Consider the following 13,415-nt stretch of genomic DNA (forward strand, 5'->3'; position numbering starts at 1 on the left):
GTTCTTTATATCCCTTCCATATTGAAGGTATCTGGCAATTGTTTTTAGCTAGAATTACTAGGCAGCTTGGCGCCCTTATTTTGTACGGTTTCGGTGTGCTTGGCTTTGTATGTTTCATCAATAATTCGCAGGCCGCGATGGTGAAACGTGAGATCATCGGGATCTACGACAGCCTTCGAGAAGCTGAACCATCTGCAACGGCGATACATAACTTCCTAGAAATGCCTCTGAACCATCTCGGGTATTCGATCCGCTATCTGGATGTGAATGCTGGTTTGCCTGAGGTGGGAGACTTGGAGAATGCAGCGGCGGTGGTCACGTGGTTTCAGGGGGCATTGGCTGATCCTCATCGGTATTTTGTATGGGCAGAGGAACAAGCTCGTGCTGGGCAGCGGTTTCTGGTGTTCGGGGAGACCGGGATAAAGAACCTGCAGGATGATCGCGTTGTTCTGAACTCGTTTCTGGAGCATTTGGGTCTGCGGTTTGAGACTGGGTTTGTTCTGCTGACGAGTGGATCATCAGATCTCCAGCTGCACTCAAAGCTGATGGAGTTCGAACGGCCGTTCTACAAGATTCTGTCAGGGTACTCACTGGTCTCACAGATTTCTGCGCGTGGCCTTTCTGTTGCTTCTGTTCGCCCGCCAGAACGGCTTGGTGCAGAACGAACGCAGCTGGCGTTTATTGGGGCAGGGGGGGCTTATGTTCAATCTGGTTTTGCGGTTGCCAGGGATGATGTGCTGAACCGCCATAAGTGGCTGATTGATCCTATCGGGTTTCTTCAGCGTGCTCTCGGGCCAAGCCTGTTTCCAATCCCGGACACCTCCACGCTGATGGGGCGGCGGATTTACTTTTCTCATATTGATGGTGATGGATGGAATAACGTCTCTTACGCAGCCAAGTATCGGGATCAGCAGGTGCTTTCGGGCGAGGTCATGCTGCGGGAGCTGATCGAACCTTATCCTGATCTTCCGGTGACTTATGGTCTTGTGACTGCTGATGTTGACAAGAGTGAAGGTGGGGATGATCAGGGTGTTGGTCTGGTGAGAGAGTTGTTCGCCCTTCCTCAGGTGGAAGTGGCGAGCCACACGCATTCACATCCGTTTCATTGGGCTTTTTACAGGGACTACGACCGTGAGAAAGAGCTGGCTCTCATACAGGAGAAAAACGTTGCTAAGACTCCGGTGACTGAAGGACCTGTGAGTTGGTTATCCCGTCGGTTCTTTGGTGAAAGTGGCAAATCATCCTTCAAAAAGTATCTGGCCCAGAACGTGGCGATGCCGCGTTATTACATGCGCAAACCGTTTTCGCTGATTGGTGAGATTGGTGGCTCGCTGCAACAGGCAGAGCGTTATGCGCCGGTGGGCAAAGAAGCGAAGCTGTTTTTGTGGTCAGGGGATACGCAGCCCTTTGAAGAGGCGCTTGCTTATACACGTGAGCTTGGTGTCTACAACATGAATGGCGGTGATACACGGTTTGATCGGGATTGGCCGTCTCTCAGTTATGTCGCGCCATTATCGCGGCAAGTGGGGGCTGAGCGGCAGATCTATGCGGTTGCGAGTAACGAGAACACGTATACGAACGACTGGACTGGACCGTTCTATGGGTTTTCTCAGTTACATCAGACCGTTGATAATACTGAGAGCCCAATCCGGTTAAGGCCTTACAATGTCTACTATCACACCTACTCAGCGGAACATGATGCATCGTTGCGGGCTGTGAAGAAGCATCTGGATCGGGCGCGGGACGGGGCTTATCTGCCGATTTTTGCCTCGCACTATGCAGCGATTGCGAACAGCTTCTTTGATGTGAAGCTTTATCAGACAGGCAAGCAGAGCTGGCTGGTTCTGAACCGGGGCAGTTTGCAGACATTCCGATTTGATGATGCGGAGCAATGGCAGGTTGATCTGTCAAAGAGTGTTGGTGTGATTGGTTCGAAGCACTATCAGACGTCTCTGTATGTCTCGCTTGATCCTTCCGCGCGTGTTCCAGAGATTGTGCTCGCGAAGAGAGATACGGCCAATGAGGTAACCGTTGCCAGCATCTCTGAGGCGCGGTGGCAGGTTTATGATTGGCGGACTGCGCCTTGCCACACTAGGTTTCGCAGCTTTGGGTTTGGTGTTGGTGAGTTTCAGTTCCATGGGCTTTCTGCACTCGCCTATCATCTGAAAGTGAAACGTGCAGGGACTGTCCTTCTGAGTGAGGAGGTCCGGGCTTCGCAGGCTGGTGATTTGCATCTTGATCTTCCCGTTTCCGGTATGGCGCCTCTTGAGGTTTCGCTGACTTGCCAGAACTCGTTGTCGACAGCGCACATGATTGAAATGGGGGAGCGGTGATGATCCGGTTCCTCAAATATCTGTCGCTGTATTTGCTGTTTCTAGGTGTAGGGTATGCGCTTGTGCCGGGGCAAACTGAGAAGGTTGCCGTGCAAATTAAAGAGCGGAAGTACTTTGAGGCTCGTGAAGATTTGCTGAGGACTTTTGACCGAACAAACAGTAGCCCTGAGGAACTGCTTCAACTTGCGGAGATTGCCGAGCAACTGGGCTTTGTGGAAGAGATGCATCAGATGCACGAGGCTTATGTCCAGCAATCACCTGATGATCTTTGGGTGCTGAGAAAGATCGAACTCTATCACCGCTTGTCTGGTGATTTCCGAGGCTATGTTGAGAGTTTGAAGGCGATTGCGCGGTTGAGCACAGAACCAGAGGATCGTGACAAGTTGCTCTCAACACTGCGGTTTGAAGGGCTTTATGAGGAAGAACTTGCTGAGCTTTCGCAGTTTGAGGCCAAAGGGCTTTTGAAACCCGAGCAACTTGGACGGCTTGGTATGTTGCACTTTCAGGCGGAGAGGATGGAGGAGGCCGCTCGGGCTCTTGCCCAGCTTCACCAAAGTACTCCTTTAACGCCAAAGTACTGGCCTGCACGTCTGGCTTACTTTCATAGTCTGTTGGAAATCGGTGATTTTCTGCAAGCTGAGAGTGTGGCTGTCAGCTTGCGTGAGACCAACGAGCCATGGGCTGATTATGATTTTCGCAGTGAGTTTCTACGTTATGGGCGTGATGAGTACATGCGGGAAGTGGAGATTCCTGAAGGAGTTGCCAATATTTTGTCTTGTGTCCTCAAGCCCAAGGAGGGCAGTGCAGACTGCCCTTGACCTAATGAGCTAACCTATTCTGGCTGATGCTTTTGTACATGCATCAGCCGGTTTTATTGGTGTTTTGAATGCTCTCAATCAGGCACTGCCGCGGATGACGAGTTGGGGTTCTACGACGACGGACATTTCCTTTTGGGAGGGATCGGCGAGGCGGGCTTCCAGGGTGCTCATGAGGTTCTGGACGATCTCGTCGATAGGATTTGTTGCGGCTGTGAGGTCGAAGCAGGGCCAGGCGGCCATCGGCATATTGTCGGAGCCAACCACCGCCACATCTTCCGGTACACGCAAATTCAAAAGAGATTTAGCTGCGTTCAGAGCTCCAAGTGCAGCCGCGTCTGATACACAATAAAAACCATCTGGCGGGTTATCACTTTGTAGGAGTGTGAGTGCAGATTGCATTCCGCTTTCGAAGTCGAATCTGGTCTGTGAAATGCTGTGTGGTTGCAGTCCTGCAGCTTGTAGAGCCTCAAGGTATCCTTCACGGCGACCAGTGTCTGCAGTGATGCCTTCGATGCCACCGATGTAGGCGATTTTCTTGCATCCACGTTTGATCAAATGTTCCGTTCCGAGCTGGCCACCGCGTTTGTAATTGAGCCAGACGCAGTCTGCCCCTTTCACGGTAGGGCCTAGTCCGGTGTAGATCAGCGGCACGTGCATCTGCTTGCTGTTTTCGATCACCTGAAGATCAACTGTGCCAGCCCGGACGATTGCGGCTGCAACCGGATACATGAGTGCCTTGCCCAGTGTTTCTGCGATGTTTTCTTCTTCTTCCGAGCGGATTTGCAGCGCCCATTTTCCGCGCTTTTGCAGTTCAGTAGAAAGGCGATTGAAGAAGTCTTTGTCGTACATGCCATCGGTATTTCCGAACACGACAGCGACGAGATCTGACTCCTGTTTGATGAGGGAGCGTGCAAGTGCATTTGGTCGATAGCCCATCTCAGCTGCGACCTTGAGGATGTGATCACGAGTCGCTTTGTTGAGGCGATTCTCTGCTGTGAACGCACGGGAAACAGCAGAGGCAGAAACGCCAGCAGCACGTGCAACATCTTTACCTGTCAGTCTTTTCATAGCTTCTTACTATCTAGGATGATTGTCATTTTACCTTCAAAGAAGTCCCTTACAAGACCTCTATTGCAATCGATTGCCAAAACTCATAGCATAACGCTTTGGTTGCTTAAAGGGGGGCAAGTTTCCGGAATGGTTGGCGTAGGAATCGAAATCGAAAAGCTGTGTGTTGGTTACGACAAGAACCGTGTTCTTCATGACATTGATCTTGAAATCAACTCATCCGAGTTTGTTGCGTTGTTGGGTTCATCCGGCTGCGGAAAGACAACTCTTCTGAAAAGTCTCTCCGGTTTCATCAAGCCCATGTCCGGGCAGATCCGCGTCAACGGAAGCGATGTTGCGCAATTGCCGCCAGAGCAGCGAAACATGGCTATGGTGTTCCAAAGTTATGCGCTTTGGCCACACATGACGGTTCGCCAGAATGTGGGGTATGGCCTGAAGCTTCGTGGCATGTCCAAGGAGCAAATCAATCGCAAGGTTGATGAACTTCTTGTTCTGCTTGGCCTTGCTGATTTTGGTGATCGCAAAGTGCCAAACCTGTCTGGTGGTCAGCGTCAGCGTGTAGCGCTTGGGCGTGCGCTTGCTGTCGATTCCCCAATCCTGTTGTTGGATGAGCCGCTCTCCAACCTTGATGCGCGTATTCGTTTGTCGATGCGTCATGAGATCCGCTCTTTGCAACAGCGTATGGGTTTGACCGCCGTGCATGTGACCCATGACCGGGAAGAGGCCATGGTGATGGCAGACCGCATTGTCATTTTGAATGCGGGGCATATTGCGCAAGTGGGAACGCCTCTGGAAGTTTATGAGCAGCCAAAGTCCAATTTTGTGGCGACCTTTATGGGCGCTGAAAACGAAATTGCCCTCAATGTTGAGCGTGCGAATGGAACTTTGAGCATATCAGAGCAGGAGGCCGTCAAGGCTGCCAGCTTAAGCGTTTCAAACGAGATTGGTGATGGAGGTGTGAACTGGCAGGCGACAGCTGCCGGATCTGTTCGGGGGCGTTTCCGCTCCAGTGCAGCGCATCTGCTTGCCGATGGAACCGTACCTGAGGGGCATTTGGCTCTGGCCGGTAGGGTGACACAACTCAGCTATCCGGGGGGGGTATTTCGTTACGAAATAGAAAGCGCCGGGCAGCTCTACATGATCGACGATCCTTGTCGATATGCAGTTGGCGATGCAGTGACGATCTGCGTGCCAGCTGGTGGGCTTCACCTTTATTCCGAGGCGGCCTGACACCTTTAACGTGAACAGAACTTTTTTCTCAACGATCTTAACCCAGGAATTTGAGTGATGACACTTAAGTCAGTTCTAACAGGCGCAATCTCAGGTGCTGTGATTGCTGTATCTTTGCCTGCGTCAGCTGAAACTCAGTTGAACGTGATTACCGGCGGTTCCCAGAATATGGTCGAGTACGTGACCGATTATCTGGGCCCTCTTTTTGAAGAAAAATATCCAGGCGTGAAAGTTCGCGTCACAGGCACCGGCCCGGGAGATGCCGGTTCCCAGAAAATCCTTGAGAAGCTTGAAGCGCAGTCTGCTGCTGGCAAGGAGCAGTGGGACATCGACGTGATTGTTGCGGCCCAGAAGAAGACTGGTGAGATGAAGGAAATGGGCCTGTTGGCTGACTTCCGCGGTAACATCGAAACCGGCAAAATGGTGACTCGTGAGACTGCCGAGAACGCACTTGGCATTTACGTTGGCGGCTACGTGATGCCTATGTTCCATAGCCAAACTGCGATTGCGTACAATCCAGCACTGGTTCCTAACCCACCTGAGTCCTATGACGAGCTGCGTGAGTGGGTGAAGAAGTATCCAAAACAGTTCGGCTACAACGGCATCAAGAACGGTATGTCTGGCGTGGCGTTTGTGACTGGCTGGATGTACACCTATGCAGGCGACACCAAGACCCTGCAGAGCGGTCCGTATGATGCGGCTAAGAAGGAGACATGGGCGCAGGCTTATGCTGATCTGAAAGCCTTCAACGAGAACGTGACGTTCACTCCGGGTAACGCTGGTACGCTGGACATGCTCAACCGTGGCGAGATCGTGATGGGCCCGGTTTGGGTTGACATGTTCTACTCCTGGCAGGGTGATGGCCGTATTCCACCAAACCTGAAACTGAAGCTGATTGCTCCTGGCATGCCAGGTCAGCCTTACTATTACGCAACTCCTGCGAAGGCTGCGAACAAAGAGCTGGCTGAAAAGTTCATCGAACTGGCAACCAGTCCGGCTGTGCAGGCGGAAGGCATTGTGAACCGCTTTAACTGGTACCCAGGTATCGATGCAGACCATGTAAAAGCATCCTTGGATGAGAAGGTCTGGACCAAGCTGTTTACTGATGTGACCCCTCTGGAACTGGCTCAGAAAGGTCAGCCGTTCCCAATCGGTCCTTACTTTGATGACATCAAAGAAGGCTACGAGAAGCAGGTTGCTAACTAAGCACTTTTGAAAGAAACCGGGAGGGGCACTCGTCTCTCCCGGCTTGTTTGGTTTTGGGAAGAGGTGGTGTCCATGAGCGGACAAAGTATGTCAGTTGGACCTGGTCGGATGGGAGCAATCTTGCTGGTTGCGCCCGCATTGTTGATGATCGGCTTTTTGTTTGTTTATCCCTTTGGTTATTCTGTGGTTTCAGCTTTCACAGACAATGGCGAAGGCAGCTGGCATATCGCCAATTTTATCAAGGCCGTTGAGTTCTATTCCAAAGATATCCTGTTTACGATTGTGATCGTCAGTCTGTCGACGGTGATCATCGGCATTCTGGCCGTTGCGATCGCGGGATATCTGACACTGGGTGAAAACAAGACTGCTGTTGCTATCCTGAAATGGCTGTACCGCTGGCCGCTGTTCATTCCGTTTATTGTGAGTGCACAGTTAATGCGTACGTTTTTGGCGAAGAACGGGATGATGAACAACATCTTGACCAGCTCCGGCATCATCGAACCGCTGGCCGCGCAGAGTTATCTGGACTGGCGCGGGATCGTGATCACCTTCGTATGGAAGCAGACACCGTTTGTGGCCCTGCTCGTTGCCGGTGCGATGGCTTCTATCGATCGCACCACCATTGATGCAGGACGGATCTTTGGGGCGTCTCGACTGCGTATTCTGATTGAGCTGGTGGTTCCTCAGATTGCGACCACGCTGATGGTTGGCCTGATCCTGTCCTATGTAGTGATGCTGTCTGTGCTTTCTGTGCCGTTGATGATCAACGCGCAATCGCCAACCATGCTGACCGTTGATATGGCGTGGCGGATCAACTCTTACGGCGATTATGGCGTCGCCAACGCATTGGGCATCATGTCCTATCTGTTTACCGGGGTGGTTGCGTGGTTCTATCTGCGCCAGAGCCTCAAAGATAAAGGGGCATAAGATGGTTCAGGCTACTCTTTCTTCCAACTGGGTGCGGATGACCACACGTGTGCTCACCATGAGCCTGCTGGCATTTGCGATTTTTGGCCCGATCACCAACATGCTGCTATGGGCTGTGGCTGAGGTTTGGTACTTCCCCTACAAACTGCCACTGGAATACGGCTTCTCCTTCTGGGAGCGTGTTTTCCGTCCGGAGGGCAATGCAACGGAAGCCCTGTTTTCCAGCATTTGGATCGCTTTGCTGACCGTGGTTGTCAGTCTGGCGATTGCTATTCCGGCAGGCTATGCGTTGGCACGGGGCAAGATGCCGTTCCGCTATCTCATCATGCTGTTGTTCCTTCTTCCTCAGGCTTTCCCAGCTGTGGCGGTGCACATGAACGTTGCACGAATTTTCTACGGTTTGGATCTGACGGGCACTGTTATGGGCGTTGTGCTGGTTCACGCCAGTCAGGGGCTGGTGTTTGCTGTCTGGATTGCAACGGCGGCTTTTGTTGCGGTTGATGGAGAGCTGGAAGCGGCTGCGCGGAACATGGGGGCAGGGCGCTGGCGGACCTTTATTGACGTGACCTTGCCCCTCGCACTGCCGGGCATTATGGCCAGTGCGATATTCGTGTTTCTGATCTCCATGGATGAGTTTACCGGAACCTATTTTGTTGGTGCTCCGGATGTGGTGACGCTGCCTATGCTTCTGTTCACCTCCAGCATGGAAGGCAACTACCAAATCGCCTCCATCTCCTCTCTCATCCTGCTCGTGCCATCAGTCGGCTTCATGCTGTTTATCGAGCGCTTCCTGAAAGCAGATGTGCTGGCGAAGGTGGGGAGCTGAGTTAGCTTTTTCTGAGACAGGGATAGAGACATGTTTGAGAGCGGCGGCCTTATTGTTAGGTCGCCGTTTTTGCATGTGGTGGTTGCTTTGAATGATATAGTCTATTTAAATCATGTAGTTGCGTGATAACCGGCTTGTTACTGGGGCTATGGAATGTTCGGGGGATGTATCCTTCATAGGTGTATTCGGATGTTTCTGCTTTTCTCGTTGTTCAACCGCCTCTTAAGTTTGATCGGCTACGATCGAAAGCTCTTCCAGGTTTTGTGATGGAATACAGGCAGGGCTGAGTGATGCCGATGGAAATGAATGCGCTGCTTGTTCTTCTCATTGAAGACGACATGGATCTGGCTGCGACGGTTGGTGACTACCTTTCCTTTGAAAATATTGAGTGTGACTATGCCTTCAATGGGCAAGTGGGTCTCGATAGTGCGCTGAAAAATCAATACGATTTGATCTTGCTGGACCTCACCCTTCCTAAAGTGGATGGGCTGACAGTGTGTGAGCAGCTGCGGGCGCAGAATGTGACGTGCCCGATCCTGATGCTGACTGCCCGCGATGCTGTGAGTGATCGAGTGGCTGGGTTTGAAGCTGGTGCAGATGACTATCTGATTAAACCTTTTGCGTTTCCTGAGTTGGCTGTTCGTATCCGGGCGTTGGTGCGCCGGAGCAAAGGGCACTCCACGAGTGTGACCATTGGGGATCTGGAAGTGAACCTGAGTGCGCGGCAAGCGAGCAGGGCAGGGAGGAAGCTGAAGCTTTCACCGACTGGTTGGGTCCTGCTGGAACAGCTGGTGCGCAGCACACCGAATGTGTTGAGCAAGCAGGAGTTGGAGCGGGCTGTGTGGGGAGATCAGGTGCCTGCCAGTGACAGCCTTAAAGTGCACCTTTATAAGCTGCGTCGCCAGTTGCAGCGTCCTTATGAAACACAGTTGCTGCATACTGTTGCCGGGCACGGTTTTGCTCTGCGGACCTGAGGTTGATTGGTGATGTTGTTTTTCTGGCGCAAAAAGAAGAAAGCCAAGACGCTTAAACGAGAGCTGCGATACTGGCTGCTCGCTTTTGTCGGTATGCTCGTGCTGGTTTACAGCGTTGGTCTGTTTTCCTACATGATCGCGGGTCTGGAGCTGTCGAACAAGCTTGAGTTAAAAGGCTTTATACATGCCTATGAACGAGCACTGCAAAATCAGCCAGAGCGTGAGCCTCCAGATGAGAGCAGGATCTTCTCAACTTTCAATTATGATGAGCTGCCTCCAAAGGTAAAAGAGGCTTTTCCGAAAGATAAGATTGTACTTGGAGATCCTGAGGTTGAACCTATTGGAGGTGTTGGGGATCGGCCAGAGGCTGTCGTCTTTTTTCTGGCTGATCGGATCGCTGATGGGAGGACGCTTTACGTTCTCCGTATGTTGAAACTGAATAAAGAGCTGGAAAATCAAGGGCGCATAAACTTCAACCTGCTTGAGCGGACTATGTATGTCGGCGGGGCGATCATCCTGGTACTGGTGTTTTTGCTGTCGCAGTTCATCAATCGGCGGATTAACAGGCGTATCGCGGCTTTGCAGCAATGGGCGGATACCTTGAATGAGACGAGTGCGGTCGAGCAACGTCCTGACTTCCATTATGATGAGCTGAACAAAATTGGTGATCATCTGAGCAATGCTGCGCGGCGGCTTGGCCGGTTTGTTGAGCGGGAACACTCATTTTTGCGGCATGCCAGCCATGAGCTGCGGACGCCAATTACCATCATCTCCGGCAATGCCAGTGTTATGGAGAAGATTGCAACGGATGATAAGCAACGGAAGGTTACCGAACGGATTAAGCGGGCCAGCCATTCCATGCAGACGATTGTTGCAACGCTACTCTGGCTTGGGCGCGAGCAGGAACCTAATCCTGATTTAGAGAAGATTGATTTGGCCGAGCTTCTTGAAGAGGTGATTGAGGATCACAGATATTTGCTCTGCGGTAAGGACGTTGAACTTCACGTTGACCTTCCTGAGACTGTCGTTGATGCTCCACGCGTACCGCTGTGTATTGTTGCAGCGAACATGGTGCGCAATGCGTTTCAGCACACGCAGCAGGGGCCAATTGAGATTTCGATCAGTGCTAGAGATATCCTCATCCGCAATCAATCAGCAGAACTTTCAGAACAGGAAAGTGAGATTGTGTTTGAAGAGAGCTACGGTGTTGGGCTCTCGCTCATCAAACGGATTGCACGTCGGTTGAACTGGGAGTTCCAGATGGAGCAAGTGGGCGAGCGTGTTACGACGCGATTGGTTTTTTAGTTGGCGTCCGTCCGGTAATCGAAATTGTAATTATCTATATATTGTAGCTATTTACATCGTTACCTAGCGATAATCGCTAATGTGTCATTTCTCCCCTAAGAATTTATAGGGGATAGGACATGCGGTCTTTATCGCACAAACTCATTCTTGCTGCATCGGGCGTTTTGCTGGCAAGCTGCACCACCAGTCTCAGTCCTGAACGGACTACATTTACGGAAGAGATGGCAGTTGGTCAGACGCCAACAGAGTGGAGCCAGAAAGGTTCTTCTCACGGGCAGGCTCTTTCGTCTTTGCTTGCTTTGAGTAGTGATAAGAAACTGAACAAGCATGTTGATGCGGTGCTGGCGAACAACATCTCGCTTCGCCAGTCTGTGCTCGATTTGCAGAAAGCTGAGCTGGAGCGCGATAAAGCTTCTGGTACGCTCTGGCCGACACTGACATTCAACAGTCAAGCAGATCGCCAACGTGTGAAATCTACCCAAGGCTCGTCCTATCAGAACTCCGTAGGCGGAGACCTCACAGTCCAGTGGGAGGCGGATCTTTGGGGGAAGCTCTCTGACCGAGCATATGCTTCTGACCGGACCTTGAGGGCCAGTGCTCATGACCTTATGGCTGCGCGAGCTTCTCTGGCTGCACAGGCTATGCGGAACTGGGTTCAGCTCACGGCTCTGGAGAAACTAGCCAATCTGGATCGATCCCGCATTTCCAGCCTGCGCAACACAGAGCAGATCATTTCCGATCAGTTCACGCGCGGTATTGGCGAGCTGAGTGATCTGGAAGCGGCGCGTTCTGCGACGGCCAATGCGCAATCTGATCTGGCTGATCGGACTGTTCAGATCGATCAGTTGAAGCGGCAGATGCAGGTTGCGGCCAGCCAGATGCCAAACACTCATTTTAAGACTGGTAGCTTGCTCCCCAACGTCAAGCTGCCTAAGGGCGCCATGCCTGCCACCACTCTCGGGCGGCGGCCAGATCTTTTAGCTGCTTATGAGCGGGCCGCAGCTGCGGACCTGCAGCATAAAGCCAGCTACAAGGATCTGCTGCCAACCTTTTCAGTCAACTTCACTGCAAGCGATCAATCCGCAAGCCTTGCAGATCTGTTGAACGGTGGACCGGCATGGCGTCTCCTTGGCTCTTTGTCTGCGCCCATTCTGGATGGTGGCAATCGCCGATTGACGGCAAAGCAGGCTGATCTGGACGCGGCCCGTCTCTGGCTATCCTATCGACAGACTTTGCTGACTGCGGTGATGGAAGTTGAGAACGGGCTTCAGAACGAAACCATCTTGCGCAAACGTGAGCAGATCCTGACCCGTGCTCTAAACCACTCCCAAAGCAACTATGAGCAATACGAGCGGCGGTATCGTGATGGCCTGACGGACATCGTGACCTTGCTCTCTGCGGAACGGGATGCGTTTGCTGCCCGTCAGGCGGTGGTGAACATTCGCAGCAGCAGAATGCAGAACCGTGTTGATCTGGCTGTTGCTTTCGGCATCGGGCTTTAAGCAGGCGTCTTCTTTCTCCCTCAATCAAACAAGCAGTTCCCAATATGCGTACCACCCTTCGACCCAAACTGGCTCGTAGAGCAGCCTTTGCGAAAGTTACTCTGGTTGCCAGCCTCTCAGTCTTTGCTGTTCTGGCAGAATTGGCCAACCCTCACACCGTCGCTGCACAGGATGCCAGTGCTCCAACATTGCCGCGACCGCTCGTATCTGTCGTGCAACGAGAGGCGCAGCCTGAAGCTGTTCAGTTTACGGTTTTCGGAGCTGTGAGTGCTCACTACCAGCAGAAGCTGACCAGCGAAGTGACCGGGAGAGTGTTGCGACTTTCAAAGCAGCTTGAGCCGGGCTTGGCGCTCAAGAAGGGGGATGTGCTGGCTGAGATTGAGGACAGTAGTTATCGCGCAGCGCTTGCAACTGCAGAAGAGAGTGTCGCCAGTTCTGAGCTTTCTCTTTTACAGGAGGAACAGCGCGGGAAGCAGGCTGAGCTTGATTGGCAGCGAGCCAATATCAAAGGCCGTGAGGCCTCACCTCTTGTTTTGCGTCAACCATTTTTGAAGCTGGAACAGCTGAAATTGAAGGCCGCTGAAGCCAACTTGGTCGAAGCTCAGCGGAACCTGCAAAACACCCAAATTGTTGCTCCGTTTGATGCTGTTGTTATCTCCCGCAGTGTTGCGCCTTCCAGCTACATCACAGCAGGCACGGAAGTTGCTGAGATCTACTCTACGGATGCGCTTGAGGTTGAGGTGTCTCTGACGCCAGTGCAATGGCAGTTGTTGCTCACCGAAAACGGCAGCTCTTTGGATGTGGGCGATATCTCTGTGCAGGTGCTCAATGGGGCTGGTGTACAGTGGCCTGCCAAAATTACGTCTGTCGGCCCAATAGCTAATGCGCAAACGCGTCAACAGTCTTTGCGGTTGCAGGTGGAGCCACGCAATGACCAAGGCACTGTGATGCGCCCGGGCACTTTTGTTAGCGTTGTACTCACAGGGCGGAAAATTCCGGATGTTGTGATGGTTCCAGCCTCCGCCATCACCTCTCAAGGATATGTCTGGACAGTTTCCCGGGACAGCAAGCTGGAACGCCACGCAGTGTCGCCTTTGTTTACTCGCGGTGATGATGTGGCGCTGGACGTGAATGCTTTCCCTGCTCATGGAGCATGGGAGATCGTGGTGAACCCGATCAGCCGATATCTGCCGCAGCAGATTGTTACCACTCAGCCTGCGGAGTAA

11 protein-coding genes are annotated in these 13,415 nt (G+C 52.3%); 10 read left to right on the forward strand and 1 reads right to left on the reverse strand.

Translation table 11 applies throughout. The annotated features are described in order from the left end of the window. The first annotated feature begins 137 nt into the window (after window positions 1-137). A complete protein-coding gene (locus PJE062_RS04505) occupies window positions 138-2,333 on the forward strand; it encodes a hypothetical protein (protein ID WP_008547398.1) in 2,196 nt (731 codons plus the stop codon). Continuing rightward, on the forward strand, window positions 2,333-3,151 hold the full coding sequence (locus tag PJE062_RS04510; protein ID WP_008548126.1) for a M48 family metallopeptidase: 819 nt from the start codon (window positions 2,333-2,335) through the stop codon (window positions 3,149-3,151). The genes PJE062_RS04505 and PJE062_RS04510 overlap by 1 nt, the downstream gene beginning before the upstream one ends. A gap of 78 nt (window positions 3,152-3,229) precedes the next feature. On the opposite strand, the gene PJE062_RS04515 is transcribed toward PJE062_RS04510, so the two are convergent. Beyond that, window positions 3,230-4,219: a LacI family DNA-binding transcriptional regulator gene (locus PJE062_RS04515; protein WP_008547919.1), complete on the reverse strand. Its 990-nt coding sequence runs from the start codon at window positions 4,217-4,219 to the stop codon at window positions 3,230-3,232. 129 nt (window positions 4,220-4,348) lie between these two features. Between PJE062_RS04515 and PJE062_RS04520 the strand changes: the two genes are divergently transcribed. The 8 genes from PJE062_RS04520 to PJE062_RS04555 all read left to right on the forward strand — a co-directional run bounded on the left by PJE062_RS04520 (window position 4,349) and on the right by PJE062_RS04555 (window position 13,415). Then, window positions 4,349-5,449: an ABC transporter ATP-binding protein gene (locus PJE062_RS04520; protein ID WP_008547861.1), complete on the forward strand. Its 1,101-nt coding sequence runs from the start codon at window positions 4,349-4,351 to the stop codon at window positions 5,447-5,449. Window positions 5,450-5,506: 57 nt separating this feature from the next. Further along, window positions 5,507-6,655, forward strand: a complete 1,149-nt coding sequence (locus PJE062_RS04525; protein WP_008547990.1) for an extracellular solute-binding protein — start codon at window positions 5,507-5,509, stop codon at window positions 6,653-6,655. A 108-nt stretch (window positions 6,656-6,763) separates the two neighbouring features. Continuing rightward, window positions 6,764-7,582: an ABC transporter permease gene (locus PJE062_RS04530; protein ID WP_008547589.1), complete on the forward strand. Its 819-nt coding sequence runs from the start codon at window positions 6,764-6,766 to the stop codon at window positions 7,580-7,582. A gap of 1 nt (window position 7,583) precedes the next feature. After that, a complete protein-coding gene (locus PJE062_RS04535) occupies window positions 7,584-8,408 on the forward strand; it encodes an ABC transporter permease (protein ID WP_008547671.1) in 825 nt (274 codons plus the stop codon). A gap of 290 nt (window positions 8,409-8,698) precedes the next feature. After that, window positions 8,699-9,382: a response regulator transcription factor gene (locus PJE062_RS04540; protein ID WP_008548044.1), complete on the forward strand. Its 684-nt coding sequence runs from the start codon at window positions 8,699-8,701 to the stop codon at window positions 9,380-9,382. Window positions 9,383-9,394: 12 nt separating this feature from the next. After that, complete coding sequence (locus PJE062_RS04545; protein WP_008547859.1) at window positions 9,395-10,687, forward strand: HAMP domain-containing sensor histidine kinase; 1,293 nt, start codon at window positions 9,395-9,397, stop codon at window positions 10,685-10,687. Window positions 10,688-10,806: 119 nt separating this feature from the next. Then, entirely contained in the window at window positions 10,807-12,189 is a 1,383-nt protein-coding gene (locus PJE062_RS04550) for a TolC family protein (protein WP_008547493.1), read from the forward strand. Window positions 12,190-12,233: 44 nt separating this feature from the next. Then, window positions 12,234-13,415, forward strand: a complete 1,182-nt coding sequence (locus tag PJE062_RS04555) for an efflux RND transporter periplasmic adaptor subunit (RefSeq protein ID WP_008547747.1) — start codon at window positions 12,234-12,236, stop codon at window positions 13,413-13,415.

The organism is Pseudovibrio sp. JE062 (genome assembly GCF_000156235.1).
Lineage (GTDB): Bacteria > Pseudomonadota > Alphaproteobacteria > Rhizobiales > Stappiaceae > Pseudovibrio.